The organism is Streptomyces sp. NPDC031445 (assembly GCF_055581365.1).
The window spans coordinates 72,559-94,127 of record NZ_JBVIJO010000003.1; the positions used below are offsets into that span (position 1 = coordinate 72,559).

Sequence of the window (21,569 nt, forward strand, 5' to 3'; positions counted from 1 at the left end):
CGGGCGCGGTCGTCGCGCGGCCGTTACCGCGCCCGGGACCGGTCGGCCCGCCCGGGCCGCCGCGCCGGCCGCCGGCGTTGTCGGCCGCTCTGCGTCGGCCACCTCTCTGGGCGGCACGGCGGGCCTCGGCACGGCCGCCGTAGGCACGCTCCTCACTTCCCGGGTCAGCGGACTCCGACCCCGGGGAACGGGACCCATAGGAGTCGGAAGGGGACCCGGTGGCGCCTCGCGGTGCCGCACGGCGGCCGGAGGACGGACCGGACTGGCCGCGTCGGGCCGCGGCACGTCCGCCTCCCTGCGGCTGCGGCGGTTTGCGACGGTGCTCGCTCATCGAACGATTACTCCTCGGGCAGGCGCACCCGTGCGCGCCTGGAACGGCGGCTGATTTCCGGTCCCCCCGAAGTACGGATGTGGTCGGTCCTGCATTCACCCGTACTGCACCAGGGACGACGACGCTCCCCAGGCATCACGCGGTTCCCGGTGGTGTGCATGCCGCACAGACTACGCACCACCAAAACGCGCCGAGCTCCGAAGTTCACCCCAAAACAGGCAAGTTGCCTCCAACGAAACAGTGATGTGATCCCGTTCACCACCGACCCCCTTGTCGCGTGCGGTAGGCCGTTCTATCGTGCTGATGTATCGAGTCGATACATCAGCACGAGATAAAGACGCTGCCAGGCAGTGCGAGACCTGTGGGACGGACCTGCGGGACCGAGAGGAGGCGACGATGAGCCGGCGCTCCGGCATCCTTGAGTTCGCCGTGCTCGGCCTGCTCCGGGAGTCCCCGATGCACGGCTACGAGCTGCGCAAACGACTCAACACGTCACTGGGTGTGTTCCGCGCGTTCAGCTACGGAACGCTGTATCCCTGCCTCAAGACGCTGGTGGCCAGCGGCTGGCTGATCGAGGAACCCGGGAACACCCACGACGACGCCCTCGCCGCTCCCCTCGCCGGACGCCGCGCCAAGATCGTTTACCGGCTGACCGCGGAAGGCAAGGAGCACTTCGAGGAACTGCTCTCGCAGACCGGTCCCGACGCGTACGAGGACGAGCACTTCGCCGCACGGTTCGCCTTCTTCGGGCAGACCTCGCGCGATGTGCGCATGCGCGTCCTGGAGGGCAGGCGCAGCCGCCTGGAGGAGCGCCTGGAGAAGATGCGCGCCTCCCTGGCGCGCACCCGGGAGCGCCTCGACGACTACACACTTGAGCTCCAGCGCCACGGGATGGAGTCCGTGGAGCGCGAAGTGCGCTGGCTGAACGAGCTCATCGAGAGCGAGCGGGCCGGACGGGACCTGAAGGGTTCCGCGTCCGGGGGGCCCGCTCAGCAGGACACCACCACTGGATCGACGGGCGGCCTGCCCCGTTCCGGGGACACCCCGCGGACGGATACGCCCGACGACACCGCCACGTGAGTCCCAGTCAGGGCCTCACTCGTACACACAGGGAGCAACCGGAATGGGTTCGGTTCGCGTAGCCATCGTCGGCGTGGGCAACTGCGCCGCGTCGCTGGTGCAGGGAGTCGAGTACTACAAGGACGCCGACCCGGCGTCCAAGGTCCCCGGCCTGATGCACGTGCAGTTCGGTGACTACCACGTCCGCGACGTCGAGTTCGTCGCCGCGTTCGACGTCGACGCCAAGAAGGTCGGCCTCGACCTCGCGGACGCCATCGGCGCCTCCGAGAACAACACCATCAAGATCTGCGACGTTCCCACCACCGGTGTCACCGTCCAGCGCGGCCACACCCTCGACGGCCTCGGCAAGTACTACCGCGCCACCATCGAGGAGTCGGACGCCGAGCCGGTCGACATCGTCCAGGTCCTGAAGGACAAGCAGGTCGACGTCCTGGTCTGCTACCTGCCCGTCGGCTCCGAGGACGCGGCGAAGTTCTACGCCCAGTGCGCCATCGACGCCAAGGTCGCCTTCGTCAACGCCCTCCCGGTCTTCATCGCCGGCACCAAGGAGTGGGCGGACAAGTTCACCGAGGCCGGTGTGCCGATCGTCGGTGACGACATCAAGTCCCAGGTCGGCGCCACCATCACGCACCGCGTCATGGCGAAGCTGTTCGAGGACCGCGGTGTCATCCTCGACCGCACGATGCAGCTGAACGTCGGCGGCAACATGGACTTCAAGAACATGCTCGAGCGCGAGCGCCTGGAGTCCAAGAAGATCTCCAAGACACAGGCCGTCACCTCCCAGATCCCCGACCGGGACCTCGGCGAGAAGAACGTCCACATCGGCCCGTCCGACTACGTGGCCTGGCTGGACGACCGCAAGTGGGCCTACGTCCGCCTGGAGGGTCGTGCCTTCGGTGACGTCCCGCTGAACCTGGAGTACAAGCTGGAGGTCTGGGACTCCCCGAACTCCGCCGGTGTCATCATCGACGCGCTACGCGCCGCGAAGATCGCCAAGGACCGCGGCATCGGTGGCCCGATCCTCTCCGCGTCCTCATACTTCATGAAGTCCCCGCCGGTCCAGTACTTCGACGACGAGGCCCGCGAGAACGTCGAGAAGTTCATCCGCGGTGAGGTCGAGCGCTAAGACGTCCGGCGCCGCTCGCACGAGAACGCTCCTGCCAGGGCTGTGAAGGTCCCCGGGTCCCGTGACCCGGGGACCTTCCGCATGTGTGAGGGTGTGACCCATGCCCGTCGTCCGTGACCTGCGCGTCCTGCTGCGCCTGAACAACTTCCGGCGGCTGCTGTACGTCCGCCTCCTGTCCCAGGGCGCCGACGGCGTCTACCAGGTCGCGCTCGCCGCGTACGTCGTCTTCTCCCCGGAGAAGCAGACCTCGGCCGCCGCGATCGCCTCGGCGATGGCGGTCCTGCTGCTCCCCTACTCACTGGTCGGGCCCTTCGCCGGTGTCCTGCTGGACCGCTGGCGCCGCCGGCAGGTCTTCGTGTACGGCAATCTGCTGCGTGCCCTGCTGGCCGCGGCCACCGCCGTGCTGATGCTCGGCCACGCTCCCGACTGGCTGTTCTACGTGTCCGCTCTGTGTGTTACGGCCGTCAACCGTTTCGTCCTCGCCGGGCTGTCCGCCGCCCTGCCGCGCGTCGTCGACACCGAGCGCCTGGTGCTGGCCAACTCGCTCTCCCCGACCGCCGGCACCCTCGCCGCGACCGTCGGCGGAGCCCTGGCCTTCGGCGTACGGATCGTCGCATCGGACTCCGACGCGGCAGTGGTGCTGCTCGGCGCCCTCCTGTACCTGTGCGCGAGCCTCGCGTCCCTCCGCCTGGCGCCCGACCTCCTCGGCCCCGACCGGCACCCGGCCCGGCCCCCTCTCGGCGCGGCGCTCGCCACGACGGCGCGCGAACTGCTGGCGGCCATGCGCCACCTGGCCACGCCGAGACGCAGGGAGGCGGCCTGGGCCCTGGGCGCGATGACCCTGATGCGTTTCTGCTACGGCGCCCTCCTCGTCCTGCTGCTCATGCTCTGCCGCTACGCCCTGGCCGACACTCCCGAGGAAGGGCTGCGACTCCTCGGGGCAGCGCTGGCGCTGTCCGGCGCGGGATTCTTCGCGGCGGCCGTGGTGACGCCGTGGGCGGCGGGCCGGCTCGGTCCCCTCCGCTGGATCATCGTGTGCTCCGGCGCGGCCCTGGTGCTGGAACCCGCCCTGGGTCTGCCCTTCACGGCCGGACCCCTCATGGTCGCGGCCTTCGTCCTGGGCCTGATCACCCAAGGCGCCAAGATCGCCACGGACACGATCGTCCAGTCCTGCATCGAAGACGGATTCCGCGGCCGGGTCTTCTCCGTGTACGACGTGCTCTTCAACGTCGCTTTCGTCGGCGCCGCGGGAGTGGCGGCCCTGATGCTCCCGCCGGACGGCCGCTCGACCGTACTGGTGACTCTCGTCGCCGTCATCTATGGCGTGATCGCCGCCGGGCTGGCCCGTTTCGCGCGTCGGTAGACAAAGCGAGGGGCGATGTTTCACGTGAAACATCGCCCCTCGGTGCCTCCGTCCCTGGTGTCTGTTTCACGTGAAACATCGCCCGGACCGACTCAGCCCTGCTCGGCCCACCACTCCTTGAGCGCCGTCACCGCGGTGTCGTGCTCCATCGGCCCGTTCTCCAGGCGCAGCTCCAGCATGTGCTTGTACGCCTTGCCGACGGCCGGGCCGGGACCGACGCCGAGGATCTCCATGATCTGGTTGCCGTCGAGGTCGGGGCGGATCGCGTCGAGCTCCTCCTGCTCCTGGAGCTGGGCGATGCGCTCCTCCAGGCCGTCGTAGGCCCGGGACAGGGCGACCGCCTTGCGCTTGTTGCGCGTGGTGCAGTCGGAGCGGGTCAGCTTGTGCAGGCGGTTCAGCAGCGGGCCCGCGTCACGCACATACCGGCGGACCGCCGAGTCGGTCCACTCACCGGTTCCGTAGCCATGGAAACGCAGGTGGAGCTCGACCAGCCGTGAGACGTCCTTCACCAGCTCGTTGGAGTACTTCAAGGCGGTCATGCGCTTCTTGGTCATCTTGGCGCCGACCACCTCGTGGTGGTGGAAGGAGACCCGGCCGTCCTGCTCGAAGCGTCGGGTGCGCGGCTTGCCGATGTCGTGCAGCAGCGCGGCCAGCCGGAGGGTGAGGTCCGGACCGTCCTCCTCCAGCGCGATCGCCTGCTCCAGGACGATCAGCGTGTGCTCGTAGACGTCCTTGTGCCGGTGGTGCTCGTCCCTCTCCAGTCGCAGCGCCGGCAGCTCGGGCAGTACGTGCCCGGCGAGCCCAGTGTCGACGAGCAGCGTCAGGCCCTTGCGCGGGTGCGCGGACAGGATGAGCTTGTTCAGCTCGTCCCTGACCCGCTCGGCGGAGACGATCTCGATCCGTCCGGCCATCTCCGTCATGGCGGTGACGACCTCGGGGGCGACCTCAAAGTCCAGCTGGGCGGCGAACCGGGCGGCCCGCATCATGCGCAGGGGATCGTCCGAGAACGACTCCTCGGGCGTGCCCGGTGTCCGCAGGACATGCGCCGCGAGATCCTCCAGTCCACCGTGCGGGTCGATGAACTCCTTCGCCGGAAGCGCCACGGCCATCGCGTTGACCGTGAAGTCGCGGCGGACCAGATCCTCCTCGATGGAGTCGCCGTACGACACCTCCGGCTTCCGTGAGGTGCGGTCGTACGCCTCGGACCGGTACGTGGTGATCTCGATCTGGTAGCCGCCCTTGTGCGCGCCGACCGTGCCGAAGGCGATGCCCACCTCCCATACGGCGTCCGCCCAAGGCCGGACGATCTTCAGTACGTCCTCGGGGCGGGCGTCGGTGGTGAAGTCCAGGTCGTTGCCGAGCCGGCCGAGCAGTGCGTCGCGGACCGATCCGCCGACCAGGGCGAGCGAGAAGCCCGCCTCCTGGAATCGACGGGCGAGATCGTCGGCGACGGGGGCCACCCGCAGCAGCTCGGCGACCGCGCGCTGCTGCGCCTGGCTCAGGGCAGAGGGAGTGTCTTCGTTCGGGTTCGGCACAACAGAAGAGGGTACGTGCCTCGCGCGACCGGGGGCGCCCCGATAACGCGGTGCGGACAGCTCCCGGCATATCCGTGCAAGCGCTGCTCTTGCGGCGTACGGCCGCTCTCCCCTCGATACTGGATATAGGGGACGGGTCACGGTTGTCCTTCGATCTTGTAGAGGAGACCGCGGCACTTCCCTTCGGCGCGCATCGTTACCATGCGTGGACGCACATTCCGACGACCACTGACGACGACGAGGGACGGGCGAGCGCGTGGCCGAGGCGGCTGACTTCCAGGGGACCAGTGCCTCACCTGCCCGCCGGTGGCTGCGGCGCGCCGGAGCACTGCTCGCCGGGGCACCACTGCTGACCGGTCTGCTCCAGCTGCCCGCCGCCGGGCCCGCACAGGCCGACTCGTCCGGCACGGTGTCCGTCTCCCTGGACTCGCTCAGCCCCAGTGCCCCCACGGACGGCGACACGGTGACCGTCTCGGGCACGGTGACGAACAACGGCAAGCGGGCCGTCACCGACGCACATGTGGGTCTGCGGGTCGGCCCCCAGCTGACCAGCCGCTCGGAGATCGACTCCGTCGCCCGGCACTCCGACGAGCCGCAGGGCGGCACCGGCACGGAGGTCGGCGACAAGTACGAGGAGAAGTTCGACAAGCTGGCCCCCGGGGTCGCCGAGCACTTCACGATCTCCGTGCCCGTGGACAAGCTCGACCTCGGCGACGACGGGGTCTACGAGTTCGACGTCACCCTGTCCGGCCAGACCTCCGCCCAGGCATGGGACCAGGTGCTCGGCATCCAGCGGACGTTCCTGCCCTGGCAGCCGTCGGACGCCGACGCCAAGACCAAGACGTCGTTCCTGTGGCCGCTGATCTCCACGGCCCACCTGACGGCGAAGACGGGCGCGGGCGAACTGCAGACGCCGGAGTTCCTCGACGACGACCTCGCCAAGGAGCTGGCCCCCGGCGGCCGGCTGGCTCAGATGGTGGACCTGGGCAAGGACCTCGACGTCACCTGGGTGATCGACCCCGACCTGCTCGCCTCGGTCGACGCGATGGCCGCGGGCAACTACCGGCTCCAGGCGGCCGACGGCACCAGCACGCCCGGCCCGCGCGCACACCAGGCGGCCGCCCAGCAGTGGCTGGCCGCCCTGCAGAAGGCGGTGGCCGGCAAAGAGGTCGTCGCCCTGCCGTTCGCCGACCCGGACCTGGCCTCTCTGGCCCACAACGGCACCAGCGTCACCGGCTCGCTCAGCCACCTCAAGGACGCCACCGACGTCGCCGCGATCACCGTGAAGACCGTGCTCCATGTCACACCGAGCACCGACTTCGCCTGGCCGGTGAACGGCGCCGTGGATCCGTCGATCATGAAGGTCGCGACCTCCGCCGGCGCCGACCGGGTGATCGCCCGCAGCGACAGCCTCCAGGAGACCGGCGGACTGCCGTACACGCCGTCCGCCGCCCGTCCGGTCGGCGGGGGCACCACGGCGGTCGTCGCCGACGCCCGGCTGTCCACGGCGTTCGAGGGCGACCTCACGAAGGCGGGCTCGGCCACCCTCGCCGTCCAGCGCTTCCTGGCCCAGAGCCTGGCGCTGAACGCCCAGACGGACAAGCAGCGCAGCATCGTCGTCGCCCCGCAGCGCATGCCCACGGCGAGGCAGGCGCAGGCGATGGCGGCGGCGCTGAAGGCGCTCCAGGGCGGCACCTGGTCGCAGTCGCAGGACCTCTCCGCGGCGGCCAAGGACAAGCCCGACCCGGGCGCCACCACGCGCATCCCCCCGAGGTCCACCTACCCCTCCTCGCTGCGCCGGCAGGAACTGCCGAGGGCGGCCTTCGACCAGATCGCCCGCACCCAGGACAAGCTCGACAACTTCCGGGTGATCCTCTCCGACCAGTCCCGCGTCGTCACGCCCTTCGGGCGGGCCATAAACCGGGAGATGTCCACGTCCTGGCGGGGCCGCAGGGGCGAGGCCGTCGGCTATCGCGACGGTGTGGAGGCCTGGATGGACGACCTGTCCAAGCAGGTCAAGCTGATCGACAAGTCCGAGACCAAGCTCTCGGGCCGCAGCGCCACCATCCCGGTGACCGTCCAGAACAACCTGGTCCAGCCCGTGGGCCACCTGGTGCTGCGCCTCACCTCGACCATGCCGACCCGTCTGAAGATCCACGGCAAGGCCTACGCGGAACAGCCCGTCGAGGTCTCCGGCGGGCACAGCCAGTCGGTGAAGTTCACCACCTCGGCCAACGCCAACGGCCGGGTGACGGTCCTCGCCCAGCTGTACACCGAGGACGGCCGGCCCTACGGCGACGCCGTCAGCTTCGACGTGAAGGTCACCGAGGTCACGCCCACCGTGATGCTGGTCATCGGCGGCGGCGTCCTGCTCCTCGTGCTCGCCGGATTCCGCATGTACACCCAGCGCAAGCGCGCGGCCGCCCGGCAGGCCGACGAGGACGGTCCCGGCACGGCAGGGGAGGACGCGGGCCGGCCCGGGAACCCGGAGGGGCCCGGTGACCGTCTCCCGGAGGAGTCCGACTCCACCTCCGGGGCCGACGACCCGGAGCAGCCGAGTGACCCTGCGCCGGACACCGCACCGGAAAACGCCGACCCGTCCGGGACGGGTGAGAGAGTGGACCGTTGAGCGATGTCGTGGCCGGTGGGCCCGGGACGATGAGGTGGGGTAAGCATGAACGCGCCGTACGACGGTGACCGCGGTCAGGGCGCGGCCGGCTCGGGCTACCCCGAGCCGCCGCCCGAGCCCGGCCAGGTACCGCCGCAGCACGCGGCGGACATGTACCTCCAGGACGCCTACGAGCAGGACCCGTACCGGGCGCGCGACCTGGCTGCCCAGGACCCGGTCGCCGAGGCGCTGTACGACCGTGCCGCGCACCCGCCGCCGCCCCCGGGCAGCTACGACCAGCAGCAGCCGCTGTACGCCCCGCCCGCCCAGTCGCCCTACGCACCCGACCCGAACGTGTGGGCGCAGACCCCGGCGCCTGAGCCGGGCACCACGGCCCCCTACCTGCCCTACGGCGAAGATCCGCGCACGACCCAGTTCGTGGGCGTGGACGACCTGGTCAGCCACTCCGGCGAGGAGTACCACGAGCCGGACGCCTTCGCGCACCTCTTCAAGGACCAGCAGCAGGGCGGCGCCCAGGCGCCCATGGATCCCCCGGCCGTTCCGGGACCCGCCGCGGCGCCGGGCGGCGGGTACGGCCCCGCCGGCCCGTACCCGCCGCAGCACGGTCACCACCCGCAGCAGGGCCACCCGTACGCGGGCGCCGGGTACCCGGCCGGTCCCGCCACCGGGTACGCGGCGCAGTCCCAGGTGCCCGCTCCGGCCGCCGCCGCGGATCCCGCGGGCCCGCCCGGGCTCGTCGAGCCGGAAGCCACCACGGCCGGTGACACGGCCGCTCCCGCCAAGAAGGGCGGACGGGCCACCGGGCTGCTGAAGTCCAGCGCGGTCATGGCGGCGGGCACGATGGTCTCCCGCCTCACCGGCTTCATCCGCTCCGCGCTGATCGCCGCCGCGCTGGGCCTCGGCTTCCTCGCCGACTCCTTCCAGGTCGCCTACCAGCTGCCGACGATGATCTACATCCTCACCGTCGGCGGTGGCCTGAACTCCGTGTTCGTGCCCCAGCTCGTGCGCTCGATGAAGGAGGACGAGGACGGCGGCGAGGCCTTCGCCAACCGGCTGCTGACCCTTGTGATGGTGGCCCTGGCCGCCCTGACGGGACTCGCGATGTTCGCCGCGCCCCTCCTGGTGCGGTTGCTCGCCAACCCGGTGGCCAGCAACCCGGCGGCGAACGAGGTCGCGGTCACCTTCACCCGTTACTTCCTGCCCTCGATCTTCTTCATGGGCATCCATGTGGTGATGGGTCAGATCCTCAACGCGCGCGGGAAGTTCGGCGCGATGATGTGGACCCCGGTCCTGAACAACATCGTCATCATCGTGACGCTCGGCATGTTCATCTGGGTCTACGGCACCGCCGCCAACTCCCACATGGACGTCACCACCATCCCGCCGGAGGGCCAGCGCCTGCTCGGCGCCGGCGTGCTGCTCGGCCTGGTCGTCCAGGCCCTGGCGATGATCCCTTACCTGCGCGAGACCGGTTTCCGGGTCCGCCTGCGCTTCGACTGGAAGGGTCACGGCCTGGGCAAGGCCGCGATGCTCGCCAAGTGGACGGTCCTGTTCGTCCTCGCCAACCAGGCGGGCGCCATGGTCGTGACGCAGCTGTCCACCGCCGCGGGCAAGGACTCCGGGGTCAAGGGCGCCGGCTTCGCCGCCTACGCCAACGCCCAGCTGATCTGGGGCCTGCCGCAGGCCATCATCACCGTCTCCCTGATGGCCGCCCTGCTGCCGCGCATCTCGCGCTCGGCGGCCGAGGGCGACGCGGGCGCCGTCCGCGACGACATCTCCCAGGGTCTGCGCACCACCGCGGTCGCCATCGTGCCGATCGCCTTCGGGTTCGTCGCGCTCGGCATCCCGATGTGCACGCTCATCTTCGGCTCCGCCGGCACCGGCGCGGCCACCAACATGGGGTACATGCTGATGGCTTTCGCCCTCGGTCTGATCCCCTACTCCGTGCAGTACGTCGTCCTGCGCGCCTTCTACGCCTACGAGGACACCCGCACCCCCTTCTACAACACGGTCATCGTGGCAGCGGTCAACGCCGGCGCCTCGGTTCTGTGCTACTTCCTGCTGCCGGCCCGCTGGGCCGTCGCCGGCATGGCCGCCGCCTACGGCCTGGCCTACGCCATCGGGGTGGGCGTCGCCTGGCGCCGGCTGCGCCAGCGGCTGGGCGGGGACCTGGACGGCTCGCGGGTGCTGCGCACCTACGCGCGCCTGGGTATCGCCTCCCTCCCGGCGGCGCTCCTCAGCGGCGCGGCCTGCTACGGCATCGGACACACCCTCGGACTGGGCGTCGTCGGCTCCTTCGCCGCGCTGCTCGCCGGCGGCGTCGTTCTGGTCGGTGTCTTCTTCGTCGCCGCCCGGCGGATGCGCATCGAGGAACTCAACTCGCTCGTCGGTATGGTGCGCGGGCGTCTGGGGCGTTGAGGCGGGGGTAGGCGCACAACCATCGTCCGCCGCTGTGTGTCGTGCATAGCGGCGGACTGTGGGCACAATTGGTTTCGGCGTCGGACAGCGTGCAACGGATGGGGAGGCAGGGACGACGGTGGCGGAACGGAGCACGGCTGCCGTCGACGTGGCAGACAACAGCGGTGAGCAACCGCTGACCGCCAAGGCGGACCAGTCCACGGCCGACGGGGTGGCCAAGAACCCGGAGCGGGACACGGACAGCGTGGAGGCACAGGGGAGCGGCGGAACCGAAGGTCCCGGGCGGAAGGCTTCGTCCCCGGAGTTGCACAGCGGTCACAAGCTCGCCAGACGTTACCGGCTGGAGGAGTGCGTCACCCGTCTGGACGGATTCAGCAGTTGGCGTGCGGTCGACGAGAAACTCCGTCGTGCCGTCGGCGTCCACGTACTGCCCGCGGACCACGCCCGGGCCCGTGCCGTCCTCGCCGCCGCCCGTTCCTCAGCCCTCCTCGGCGACCCGCGCTTCGTCCAGGTCCTCGACGCCGTCGAGGAGAACGACCTCGTCTACGTCGTCCATGAGTGGCTGCCCGACGCCACCGAACTGTCCACCCTGCTCGCCGGCGGCCCGCTGGAGCCGCACGACGCCTACCAGATGGTCAGTCAGGTCGCCTCCGCCATGGCCGCCGCGCACCGGGAGGGTCTGGCCCATCTGCGGCTGAACCCGAACGCCGTGCTGCGCGCCTCCACCGGCCAGTGGCGCATCCGGGGCCTGGCCGTGAACGCCGCCTTGCGGGGCATCAGCTCCGACACCCCGCAGCGCACCGACACCGAGGCGATCGGCGCCCTGCTGTACGCGGCGCTGACCCAGCGCTGGCCCTACGAGAGCGACGCCTACGGCCTGTCCGGTCTCCCCAAGGACATCGGCCTCATCCCTCCGGACCAGGTGCGGGCCGGTGTGCACCGCGGCCTGTCCGAACTCGCCATGCGCGCCCTCGTCAACGACGGTGCCACGGCATCCCGCCACGAGGCTCCGTGCACCACGCCGGAGGAGCTGGTGAAGGCGATCGGTGAGATGCCGCGCATCCGCCCGCCCGAGCCGGCGTTCACGGCCCCTCCGGAGTACCAGCGCACGACCTATCAGCAGGGCACCTACGGCCGCCCGGCGCCCCACCCGGGGGTCACGCAGCCGATGGCTCCCCCGCCGCCGCCGTTGCAGAGCCGCACCGGGAAGGCCCTGAAGTGGGCGGTGTCGGCCCTGCTCATCGCCGCCCTGGGTCTGGGCAGCTGGCAGCTGGCGGACGCTCTGATGGACCACGGCGGGAAGTCGGACGACACCAACAAGAGCCAGACGACGGACGGCGGCGACAAGAACGCCCTGAAGCCGAAGCCGACTCCCATAAAGATCCAGAACGGCCAGGAGTTCGTCGCCAAGGGTGACGCCCAGAGTCCCGGCAACGTCTCCAAGACGTACGACGGCGACGCCTCGACGTACTGGAAGACCAAGAGCTTCAACGAAGGTCCGACGATCGCGCCGTTCAAGCCGGGCGTCGGCATCGTGTACGACCTCGGCTCGGCCAAGCAGCTCAGCACGGCCACCATCGACCTCCGTTACGGCGGTGACCACACGACGGTCGAGCTCTACGCCGCGGATTCGCTGTCCCCGGCCTCGCTGGATTCCATGACGAAGATCGGCAGCGTGACGACGACGGGCACCACGGCCACGGTGAAGGCCACCAAGTCGGTCAAGACGCAGTACGTGCTCGTCTGGCTGACGGCCGTGCCCAACTCGGGATACGACTCCACCCTGTACGCCAGTGCCGGGTACAAGCAGGCCATCGGCGAAGTGAAGTTCACGGGCTGACGTCTCACCCGGACCGGAGGGGCAGATGGCGGACGGCGCCGGATACGACGGGGTGGGCGACCACGACCTGCTCGCCCGCCACGTGGAAGGCGACTCCGAGGCCTTCGGCGAGATCGTACGGCGCCACCGGGACCGGCTGTGGGCGGTCGCCCTGCGGACCCTGGGGGACCGCGAGGAGGCCGCTGACGCGGTTCAGGACGCCCTGGTGTCCGCCTACCGGGCCGCCCACACGTTCCGGGGACAGTCGGCCGTCACGACGTGGCTGCACCGGATCACGGTGAACGCCTGCCTGGACCGGGCCCGCAAGGCGGCTTCGCGGAAGACGGCCCCGGTCGACGACACCGAGCGGCTGGAGCAGTTGCTGGAGCCGTACGAGTCCGCCTCGGCGCCGGCCGAGCGGAAGGACGTGCACCGCCAGCTCCTCGAAGCGCTCGGCACTCTTCCGCCAGAGCAGCGGGCCGCGCTTGTTCTGGTGGACATGCAGGGCTACCCCGTGGCCGAAGCCGCACGGATCCTCGATGTCCCGACGGGGACGGTGAAGAGCAGGTGCGCCCGGGGCAGGGCAAGGCTGTTGCCGCTGCTCACGCATCTACGGCCTGAAGGCACCCCGGAGACGCGATCGGCCGGCGCCGGGGCCGGGAAAGAAACCAGTCCGGGACGGAACCGGGGGCAGGGGGCATCCGTCCCACCGGCAACGGGGTCACCGAGCGGACATCCCGGGGACATGGGTCCGAGCGATACAGCCGTAGTGAAGGGCGGAGGTGGGCGAGCGTGACTTCCACGACAGACACGGCCGGGCATCCGGACGTCACGGAGATCGCCGACCTCAGCGAGGGCCTCCTTCCGTCGGATCGCAGCACCGATGTACGGCGCCATCTGGACGCCTGCGAGGCATGCGCGGACGTCTACGCGTCACTGCAGGGGATCCGGGACCTGCTGGGTGCCGTGCCTGCGCCGGAACGCATGCCGGACGAGGTGGTCGAGCGCATCGGCGCCGCCCTTGCGGCCGAGGCACCACAGCGCGTGGGCACCGAGGACACCGCAGGCGATGTTTCACGTGAAACATCGCCCGCCACCGAGGACCCCACTACCCGCCCCGTCGTCCACTCCACTGCTCCTGCCCCTGATCACCCCGTCGACCGTCCCGCCGGACGTTCGCGCGCGGGGACCGGCCCCGGACGCAAGGGACCGCAGCGTGGTCGGCGCCGTGGCCGGCTCGTCCTGGGCGCCGTCCTCACCGCCGCGGTGCTGGGTGCCGGAGGGCTGATCGCGAAGTCGCTCGGGGGCACCAGCGACCACACGACCGCCCATGGGACACCGACCATCTCCGCTGACACCTTCTCCGGCGACAGCGTGCAGAACCAGGTGCACGCCCTCCTCAGCGCCAAGAAGGGTCTGCCGTCGGACAGCGTGGAGCCTCGGCTGGGCGGTGACGACGGGTCGGACACACCCGGGTCGACCCAGGGCCCCAACACCCTCCTCCAGACCACGGTTCCGGTCCCCGACTGTGTCCGGGGAGCACTCACCCCGAGCACGAACGTCCTGGCCGCCAAGACGGGAACTTACGGGGGGAAGCCCGCCTACCTCGTCGTCGTGGCCGATGCACACGACAACAGGCGGGTCACCGCCTATGTGGTCGACGCTGTCTGTGTGCATCAGCAGACGGCTTCCGCCGGCACGGTTCTGCTGAAGCAGTCCGTCGCGCGTCACTGAGCCGGCTGGAACACTCCTTCGGTCGTTCCCGGGCACGCGTGTGCCGGGGCACACCGGGAATGCAGGGACCGTAGGATCCGTTGGGTGGGGTGAGAGTTCCGAAAGGAGCTCCCACCGGTCGACTGACGCAGACCAGAGACGAGGAATCAAGCCGTGAGCGACGTCCGTAACGTGATCATCATCGGCTCCGGGCCCGCAGGCTACACGGCGGCGCTCTACACCGCCCGTGCGTCGCTGAAGCCCCTGGTGTTCGAAGGAGCTGTCACCTCGGGTGGCGCGCTGATGAACACCACCGAGGTGGAGAACTTCCCGGGCTTCCGCGACGGCATCATGGGCCCCGAGCTCATGGACAACATGCGCGCCCAGGCCGAACGGTTCGGCGCCGAGCTGATCCCGGACGACGTCGTCTCCGTCGACCTCACCGGTGAGATCAAGACCGTCACCGACACCGCGGGCACGGTCCACCGGGCGAAGGCCGTCATCGTCACCACCGGCTCCCAGCACCGCAAGCTGGGCCTGCCGAACGAGGACGCGCTGTCCGGCCGGGGCGTCTCCTGGTGCGCCACCTGTGACGGGTTCTTCTTCAAGGACCACGACATCGCCGTGATCGGTGGTGGCGACACCGCGATGGAGGAGGCCACCTTCCTCTCGCGGTTCGCCAAGTCCGTGACGATCGTCCACCGCCGGGACACCCTGCGCGCCTCCAAGGCAATGCAGGAGCGTGCCTTCGGTGACCCGAAGATCAAGTTCGTCTGGGACAGCGAGGTCGCCGAGATCCACGGCGACCAGAAGCTCTCCGGCCTGACGCTGCGCAACGTCAAGACCGGCGAGCTGTCCGAGCTCCCTGCGACGGGCCTGTTCATCGCGATCGGCCACGACCCGCGCACCGAGCTGTTCAAGGGCCAGCTGGACCTGGACGAGGAGGGCTACCTGAAGGTCGACTCCCCGTCCACCCGCACCAACCTGCCCGGTGTCTTCGCCGCCGGTGACGTGGTGGACCACACCTACCGCCAGGCGATCACCGCGGCCGGCACCGGCTGCTCCGCCGCCCTGGACGCCGAGCGCTTCCTCGCCGCCCTCGCGGACGAGGAGAAGGCGGAGCCTGAGAAGACCGCCGTCTGACCTTCCTCTCCCTCACCCCACCGCACGACCAAGGTAAGGAGCCCACCGTGGCCGGCAACCTGAAGACTGTGACCGACGACTCCTTCGATCAGGACGTCCTCAAGAGCGACAAGCCCGTCCTCGTGGACTTCTGGGCGGCGTGGTGCGGCCCGTGCCGTCAGATCGCCCCCTCCCTGGAGGCGATCGCCGCCGAGCATGGCGACAAGATCGAGATCGTCAAGCTCAACATCGACGAGAACCCGGGCACGGCTGCCAAGTACGGCGTCATGTCCATCCCGACCCTGAACGTTTACCAGGGCGGCGAGGTTGCCAAGACCATCGTCGGCGCCAAGCCCAAGGCCGCGCTTCTCCGCGACCTCGAAGAGTTCATCACCCAGTGACGTTTCACGTGAAACATGAAGGGGCCGACCCGCAAGGGTCGGCCCCTTCATGTTGAGCCCTCTCCGCTACAGCGGCCTCAGCGCGGGCTCCTTCTGGACCGCCCCCAGGAGCCGGTCAAGCGCCATCTCCACGTCTTCCTTCCAGGAGAGCGTGGATCGCAACTCCAGCCGCAGCCGAGGATGCATGGGGTGCTGCCGTACCGTTTTGAAGCCCACGGCCAGCAGATGCTCGGCGGGCAGCAGACAGGCGGGCTCCTTCCAGTGGGAGTCGCCGAAGGCCTCGACCGCCTTGAAGCCCCGGCGCAGCAGATCCTTGGCAACCGCCTGCACCAGCACCCGGCCCAACCCCTGTCCCTGGTATCCCGGCATGACGAAACCGGTCATCAACTGAACGGCGTCCGGCGAGACCGGGCTCGTGGGGAAGGCCGTCGAGCGAGGGACATAGGCCGGCGGGGCGTAGAGGACGAAGCCCGCCGGTACGTCGTCGACGTACACCACCCGGCCGCACGACCCCCAGTCCAGCAGAACGGCGGAGATCCAGGATTCCTTCTCCATTGCGGCCGTGCCCGCGTTCACCGCCGCTTCGCCGCTGACAGGGTCCAGCTCCCAAAAGACACACGAACGGCAAGGGTGGGGAACGTCCTGAAGGTTGTCCAGTGTGAGCGGCACGAGCCGACGCCCCATGAAGGCTGATCCTCGCTTCCTTCGCCCGCCGCATCGCGAGCGGCTGCCCCCGTCTTTCCACTCACAGATGCAGACGCTGTCTGGTGGATGTGCCCTATCTGATCGCATCGTATCCACGATCGGATTCACTCGATACCGCCTCAAAGCAAAGAGCGGACCGTGTTCCGGTACACACCGGACACGGTCCGCTCCACTGCTCACAGGGCGGCACCGCCCGAGGCTCAGTCGTGCGTCTCCTCGCCGTCGCTCTCCTGAAGGCTCTTCTGAAGGGCCAGCTTCTCGCCCGGGGCGAGCGTGCTGAGGATCCTCTCCAGATCATCCGCGGAGGCGAACTCCACGGTGATCTTGCCCTTCTTCTGACCCAGCTCCACCTTCACCCGTGTCTCGAAGCGGTCCGAGAGCCGGGTGGCCAGCTCGCTCAGCGCCGGCGAGGGCAGCGACCCGGCCCGGGGTCCCCGGGCGCGCGAGGCCTTCTGCGGGCGCGAGCCCATCAGCGTCACGATCTCTTCGACGGAGCGCACCGACAACCCCTCGGCCACGATCCGGTGCGCCAGCCGGTCCTGCTCCTCGGAGTCCTCGACGGCCAGCAAGGCCCGGGCGTGGCCGGCCGAGAGGACTCCGGCCGCCACCCGCTTCTGGACGGTCGGCGACAGCTTCAGCAGACGCAGTGTGTTGGAGACCTGCGGACGGGACCGGCCGATCCGGTCGGCCAGCTGGTCGTGTGTGCAGTTGAAGTCCTTCAGCAGCTGATCGTAGGCGGCGGCCTCTTCGATCGGGTTCAGCTGCGCGCGGTGCAGGTTCTCCAGCAGCGCGTCCAGGAGGAGCTTCTCGTCGTCCGTGGCCCGGACAATGGCCGGGATGGCTTCCAGGCCGGCTTCTCGGCACGCGCGCCAGCGCCGCTCACCCATGATCAGCTCGTAGCGGCCGGGACCCAGCTGCCGCACGACGACGGGCTGCAGGAGGCCGACCTCCTTGATGGAGGTGATCAGCTCCTGGAGGGCGTCCTCGTCGAAGATCTCACGCGGCTGGCGTGGGTTCGGCGTGATGGCGTCCAGGGGGATCTCGGCGAAGTGGGCGCCCATCGGGGATGCGGACACCTCGACGGCCTCGCTCGCCGGAGCCGCCTCTGTCTCCTGCGCCACCGGCGGCAGTGCGGCCACCTTCGCCGCGGCCACTCCGCGGTCGGTCGTCAGCACCGGAGCGGCTGTGGAGGAACTGGATCCTCCACCCCCCATCGCCGCCGGAGCCGGTGCCTTCTCCGTCGGGGCAGCAGGGATCAGTGCGCCGAGACCACGGCCCAGACCCCTCCGTCGCTCGCTCACTGGATCCCCTCCACCATGCTCTGGTCTTTCTGGGCGCCGATATGGGCCTGGCTCGCGTCGTAACTGACGCCGATGCCCTTCAGCGCGATTTCTCGGGCCGCCTCAAGATACGAGAGGGCGCCGCTCGATCCTGGATCGTAAGTCAGCACCGTCTGCCCGTAACTCGGTGCCTCGGAGATACGGACGGAGCGGGGAATGCTCGTCCGCAGCACCTCGTCACCGAAGTGGTTGCGCACCTCTTCCGCGACCTGGGAGGCAAGGCGCGTCCGGCCGTCGTACATGGTGAGCAGGATGGTCGACACATGCAGGGTGGGGTTGAGGTGCCCCCGCACCAGGTCGACGTTGCGCAGGAGTTGGCCGAGGCCCTCCAGGGCGTAGTACTCGCACTGGATCGGGATGAGTACCTCGGCGCCCGCGACCAGCGCGTTGACCGTCAACAGGCCGAGCGAGGGCGGGCAGTCGATGAGGATGTAGTCCAACGGCTGCTCGTACGCCTGGATGGCCCGCTGGAGCCGGCTCTCCCGGGCCACCAGGGACACCAGCTCGATCTCCGCACCGGCAAGGTCGATGGTGGCGGGGGCGCAGAAGAGGCCTTCGACGTCTACGACCGGCTCGACGACCTCGGCGAGAGGCTTGCTTTCGATCAACACGTCGTAGATGGACGGAACGTCGGCGTGGTGGTCGATCCCGAGGGCCGTGGACGCGTTGCCCTGCGGGTCGAGGTCGATCACCAGGACGCGGGCGCCGTGCAGAGCCAGCGAAGCGGCAAGGTTGACGGTCGTCGTCGTCTTGCCCACGCCACCCTTCTGGTTGGCGACCACGATGATTCTGGTCTGCTCCGGCCGGGGCAGACCTTCGCCGGCGCGGCCGAGAGCCTCCACCGCCAGTTGGGCCGCACGACCGATGGGAGTGTCGTCCATCGGAGGCGGTGTTTCACGTGAAACATCCGCCCCCATCGACTCGGTACGGGGACCGGGGACCGGATCGGTCATCGGTCCCGCGATGTTGGCGTCGGACCGCAAGGATTCACTCTCCTCGACTTCAGGCTCGCAATGAACAGAGCCTCCCATGCCTTCGGGGTCGTGAACCAGTGAGGCCTGGTCTTCTGTGGAGAAATCCACCTCTGTGGACAACTCCGTGCCCCTGGAGGGGGACGGAGTTGCCGGGGGAAGGGCCGGGGTATCCGGAGCAGGGACCTCTCCCAGGGAACCGAGAGGCTTCCGGTCGCGAGGTTCGGCCGCGGCGCGGCCACGACTGATGATGCCGTGCAGCAGTGAGCGACGTTTCACGTGAAACACGATGCACAGCGGCTGCGACCGGACCGTTGCGACACTCCGGCTTGCGCGGGTTTGGCAGCTTGTGTGGAGTACGTCTCGTCGTCAGGACGGATCAGCGGCGTCGGCGAGTGCGTCCCGTCCGGGCCGCCTTCGCCCGCTTGGCGGCGAAGCGGACGCCACCCGGGCTCTCACCGACCTCGACCCGCACCACCGTCGACAGCGGATCCACGATGCCCTCACCCACGTGGAGGATGGACGTCTCCACCGCGCCCAGCTTGCTGAGCGCGGCAGCGGATGCCTTCAGCTCCTCCTCGGCGGTGTCGCCCTTGAGCGCGAGCATCTCGCCGTACGGCCGCAGCAGCGGGATGCCCCAGGTGGCCAGGCGGTCGAGCGGGGCCACGGCCCGGGCGGTCACCACATGGACGGGCTGGAGCTTGCCCAGGACCTCCTCGGCACGGCCCCGCACCACGGTGACGTGGTCCAGACCGAGGAGCTCGACGACCTCCGTGAGGAAGTTGGTGCGCCGCAGCAGAGGCTCCAGCAGCGTGATGTTCAGGTCGTCGCGGACCAGGGCCAGCGGGATACCCGGCAGTCCCGCGCCGGAACCGACATCGCAGACCGTCACCCCTTCGGGGACAGCCTCGGAGAGCACCGCGCAGTTCAGGAGGTGCCGCTCCCACAGGCGGGGCACTTCCCGCGGGCCGATCAGGCCGCGCTGCACACCCGCCTCGGCGAGCAGTTCCGCATAGCGGACCGCATCGGCGAAGCGATCACCGAACACTTCGCGCGCCTGCTCGGGCGCGGGGGGAAGCTCCGCTGCCTCCGTCACGGGGACCGTCCTTCCGTACAGCGCCGGCGCTTCGCGCACCGGCCACCAGAACTACCAGGCTGACAAAGTTCGGCCCCGCCTGCTCAACAGACGGGGCCGGTGGAACGGGAGAGCCGATCAGGCGGGCAGCACGACGACGAACCGCTGCGGCTCCTCGCCCTCGGACTCGCTGCGCAGCCCCGCGGCCTTGACCGCGTCGTGCACGACCTTGCGCTCGAACGGGGTCATCGGCTTGAGCTTCACCGGCTCGCCGCTGCTCTTGGCCTCGGCGGCGGCCTTGGCACCCAGCTCGGACAGCTCGGACCGCTTCTTGGCCCGGTACCCCGCGATGTCCAGCATCAGCCGGCTGCGGTCGCCGGTCTCCCGGTGCACCGCCAGGCGCGTCAGCTCCTGCAGCGCCTCCAGCACCTCGCCGTCCCGGCCGACCAGCTTCTGCAGGTCACGGCTGCCGGTGTCGCTGATGATCGACACGGAGGCGCGGTCGGCCTCGACGTCCATGTCGATGTCGCCGTCGAGGTCGGCGATGTCCAGCAGACCCTCCAGGTAGTCCGCCGCGATCTCACCCTCCTGCTCCAGGCGGGTGAGGGTGTCTGCACCCTCGGCAGCGGCGGAGGTGGTGCCTTCCGTCACGGGATGGGCTCCTTCTTACTTCTTGGACGGGGACTTGGGCCGCTGCGGGCCACCCTTGCGCTGGCCGGACTGGGCCTTGCTGCGGGTGCCGGAACCGGGCTTCTGGGGCTGCTTGGCAGCGGCGGGCTTGGCGTCCTGCGGCTCGTCGGACTTCTCCAGCGAGGTGGGCTCACCCGCCTGCTTGGGCCCGGACTGGCGCTGGGCCTTGGTCTGGCGCTTGGGCTGCTGGCGCCGGGCGGCGGCAGCCGTGGCGGTGCCGGTGTCCGCGCCTTCCTCGGTCTGCGCCGCGGCCTGGACCGTGCCCTGCGTCACAGTGCCGTCGGCCTGGGCGGCGAGGCCCGCCTTGTTCAGCGCGTTGATGAACTTGCGCTCGAACTCGTTCCGGTCACGGCCCTTGGCGACGATCGCCTTGATGATGACCTTCTCGCTGCGCCGGCGGATCTTGCCGTGCTGCGTGACGTGCTTGGACAGGCGCTCCAGGTAGGCGGCCTGGGCCTTGGAACCCGGGGTCGGGTTGTTGTGGATGACGTACATCTGCTGGCCCATGGTCCACACGTTGGTGGTCAGCCAGTAGACGAGGACACCGACCGGGAAGTTCACACCGAAGACGGCGAACATGACCGGGAAGACGTACATCAGCATCTTCTGCTGCTGCATGAACGGCGTCTTCACCGTGGTGTCGACGTTCTTCGTCATCAGCTGGCGCTGCGTGTAGAACTGCGACGCCGACATCAGCACGATCATGATCGCGGTGACGACACGGACGTCGGTCAGCGAGGCGCCGAGAGCGCTGATCTGGCTCTCGCTGCTGAAGAACTTGGCGGCCAGCGGAGCGCCGAAGATGTGCGCGTGACGGGCGCTGGCGAGCAGCGGCTCGTTGATGACACCGATGGTCTTGCCCGTCGCGATGCCGTTGAGCACGTGATACAGGGCGAAGAAGAACGGGGACTGCGCCAGGATGGGAAGGCACGAGGAGAGCGGGTTGGTGCCCGTCTCCTTGTACAGCTTCATCATCTCTTCGGACTGACGCTGCCGGTCGTTCTTGTAGCGCTCCTGGATCTTCTTCATCTCCGGCTGGAGCGTCTGCATCGCGCGCGTCGACTTGATCTGCTTCACGAAGAGCGGGATCAGGCAGATGCGGATCAGGATCACCAGGGACACGATGGACAGGCCCCAGGCCCATCCGGTGTCAGGGCCGAAGAGCGCCCCGTACACCTTGTGGAACTGGACGATGACCCAGGAGACGGGCCAGGTGATGAAACTGAAGAGGCTGGCAATCGTGTCCACTAA

17 protein-coding genes are annotated in these 21,569 nt (G+C 69.5%); 10 read left to right on the forward strand and 7 right to left on the reverse strand.

Annotated features, from left to right (window positions below):
- The first annotated feature begins 727 nt into the window (after positions 1-727).
- The 3 genes from ACZ5DC_RS10595 to ACZ5DC_RS10605 all read left to right on the forward strand — a co-directional run bounded on the left by ACZ5DC_RS10595 (position 728) and on the right by ACZ5DC_RS10605 (position 3,900).
- Positions 728-1,411 carry a PadR family transcriptional regulator gene (locus ACZ5DC_RS10595; RefSeq protein ID WP_468651416.1) on the forward strand — a complete coding sequence of 228 codons (684 nt, stop codon included), beginning with the start codon at positions 728-730 and terminating at the stop codon, positions 1,409-1,411.
- Positions 1,412-1,454: 43 nt separating this feature from the next.
- Positions 1,455-2,537 carry an inositol-3-phosphate synthase gene (locus ACZ5DC_RS10600; RefSeq protein ID WP_468651418.1) on the forward strand — a complete coding sequence of 361 codons (1,083 nt, stop codon included), beginning with the start codon at positions 1,455-1,457 and terminating at the stop codon, positions 2,535-2,537.
- A 100-nt stretch (positions 2,538-2,637) separates the two neighbouring features.
- Positions 2,638-3,900: an MFS transporter gene (locus tag ACZ5DC_RS10605; protein WP_468651420.1), complete on the forward strand. Its 1,263-nt coding sequence runs from the start codon at positions 2,638-2,640 to the stop codon at positions 3,898-3,900.
- Between the two features lie 92 nt (positions 3,901-3,992).
- Here ACZ5DC_RS10605 and ACZ5DC_RS10610 read toward each other — a convergent pair whose 3' ends face one another.
- Positions 3,993-5,435 carry a CCA tRNA nucleotidyltransferase gene (locus tag ACZ5DC_RS10610; protein ID WP_468651422.1) on the reverse strand — a complete coding sequence of 481 codons (1,443 nt, stop codon included), beginning with the start codon at positions 5,433-5,435 and terminating at the stop codon, positions 3,993-3,995.
- 256 nt (positions 5,436-5,691) lie between these two features.
- On the opposite strand from ACZ5DC_RS10610, the gene ACZ5DC_RS10615 reads away from it, so the two are divergent.
- The 7 genes from ACZ5DC_RS10615 (at position 5,692) to trxA (ending at position 15,537) form a co-directional block, all read left to right on the forward strand.
- On the forward strand, positions 5,692-8,064 hold the full coding sequence (locus ACZ5DC_RS10615; RefSeq protein ID WP_468651424.1) for a DUF6049 family protein: 2,373 nt from the start codon (positions 5,692-5,694) through the stop codon (positions 8,062-8,064).
- Between the two features lie 45 nt (positions 8,065-8,109).
- Complete coding sequence (murJ, locus tag ACZ5DC_RS10620; RefSeq protein WP_468651426.1) at positions 8,110-10,482, forward strand: murein biosynthesis integral membrane protein MurJ; 2,373 nt, start codon at positions 8,110-8,112, stop codon at positions 10,480-10,482.
- A gap of 118 nt (positions 10,483-10,600) precedes the next feature.
- Entirely contained in the window at positions 10,601-12,322 is a 1,722-nt protein-coding gene (locus ACZ5DC_RS10625; protein ID WP_468651428.1) for a protein kinase family protein, read from the forward strand.
- 25 nt (positions 12,323-12,347) lie between these two features.
- Positions 12,348-13,097, forward strand: coding sequence for an RNA polymerase sigma factor SigM (gene sigM, locus ACZ5DC_RS10630; RefSeq protein ID WP_468651431.1), 750 nt, complete (start codon positions 12,348-12,350; stop codon positions 13,095-13,097).
- A complete protein-coding gene (locus ACZ5DC_RS10635) occupies positions 13,094-14,035 on the forward strand; it encodes an anti-sigma factor family protein (RefSeq protein WP_468651433.1) in 942 nt (313 codons plus the stop codon). The genes sigM and ACZ5DC_RS10635 overlap by 4 nt, the downstream gene beginning before the upstream one ends.
- A gap of 153 nt (positions 14,036-14,188) precedes the next feature.
- Positions 14,189-15,157: a thioredoxin-disulfide reductase gene (trxB, locus tag ACZ5DC_RS10640; RefSeq protein ID WP_366752774.1), complete on the forward strand. Its 969-nt coding sequence runs from the start codon at positions 14,189-14,191 to the stop codon at positions 15,155-15,157.
- Between the two features lie 47 nt (positions 15,158-15,204).
- Complete coding sequence (gene trxA, locus ACZ5DC_RS10645) at positions 15,205-15,537, forward strand: thioredoxin (RefSeq protein WP_468651436.1); 333 nt, start codon at positions 15,205-15,207, stop codon at positions 15,535-15,537.
- Between the two features lie 66 nt (positions 15,538-15,603).
- Here trxA and ACZ5DC_RS10650 read toward each other — a convergent pair whose 3' ends face one another.
- The 6 genes from ACZ5DC_RS10650 to yidC all read right to left on the reverse strand — a co-directional run bounded on the left by ACZ5DC_RS10650 (position 15,604) and on the right by yidC (position 21,566).
- Positions 15,604-16,221, reverse strand: coding sequence for a GNAT family N-acetyltransferase (locus ACZ5DC_RS10650; protein ID WP_468651438.1), 618 nt, complete (start codon positions 16,219-16,221; stop codon positions 15,604-15,606).
- A gap of 221 nt (positions 16,222-16,442) precedes the next feature.
- The gene (locus ACZ5DC_RS10655; protein ID WP_468651440.1) at positions 16,443-17,543 is read right to left on the reverse strand and encodes a ParB/RepB/Spo0J family partition protein; all 1,101 of its coding nucleotides are present in this window, start codon (positions 17,541-17,543) and stop codon (positions 16,443-16,445) included.
- Positions 17,540-18,613: a ParA family protein gene (locus tag ACZ5DC_RS10660; protein WP_468652058.1), complete on the reverse strand. Its 1,074-nt coding sequence runs from the start codon at positions 18,611-18,613 to the stop codon at positions 17,540-17,542. The genes ACZ5DC_RS10655 and ACZ5DC_RS10660 overlap by 4 nt, the downstream gene beginning before the upstream one ends.
- Before the next feature lie 319 nt (positions 18,614-18,932).
- On the reverse strand, positions 18,933-19,649 hold the full coding sequence (gene rsmG / locus ACZ5DC_RS10665; RefSeq protein ID WP_366759902.1) for a 16S rRNA (guanine(527)-N(7))-methyltransferase RsmG: 717 nt from the start codon (positions 19,647-19,649) through the stop codon (positions 18,933-18,935).
- Positions 19,650-19,766: 117 nt separating this feature from the next.
- Entirely contained in the window at positions 19,767-20,279 is a 513-nt protein-coding gene (locus tag ACZ5DC_RS10670; protein WP_344346964.1) for a Jag family protein, read from the reverse strand.
- 15 nt (positions 20,280-20,294) lie between these two features.
- Complete coding sequence (gene yidC / locus ACZ5DC_RS10675; RefSeq protein WP_468651443.1) at positions 20,295-21,566, reverse strand: membrane protein insertase YidC; 1,272 nt, start codon at positions 21,564-21,566, stop codon at positions 20,295-20,297.
- Between the last annotated feature and the right edge of the window lie 3 nt (positions 21,567-21,569).

Coding starts and splice junctions, on each gene's coding strand:
- ACZ5DC_RS10600 (WP_468651418.1), top strand. CDS start 1,455: ATGGGTTCGGTTCGCGTAGCCATCGTCGGCGTGGGCAACTGCGCCGCG.
- ACZ5DC_RS10660 (WP_468652058.1), bottom strand. CDS start 18,613: ATGGGAGGCTCTGTTCATTGCGAGCCTGAAGTCGAGGAGAGTGAATCC.
- murJ (WP_468651426.1), top strand. CDS start 8,110: ATGAACGCGCCGTACGACGGTGACCGCGGTCAGGGCGCGGCCGGCTCG.
- ACZ5DC_RS10605 (WP_468651420.1), top strand. CDS start 2,638: ATGCCCGTCGTCCGTGACCTGCGCGTCCTGCTGCGCCTGAACAACTTC.
- ACZ5DC_RS10595 (WP_468651416.1), top strand. CDS start 728: ATGAGCCGGCGCTCCGGCATCCTTGAGTTCGCCGTGCTCGGCCTGCTC.
- sigM (WP_468651431.1), top strand. CDS start 12,348: ATGGCGGACGGCGCCGGATACGACGGGGTGGGCGACCACGACCTGCTC.
- ACZ5DC_RS10650 (WP_468651438.1), bottom strand. CDS start 16,221: ATGGGGCGTCGGCTCGTGCCGCTCACACTGGACAACCTTCAGGACGTT.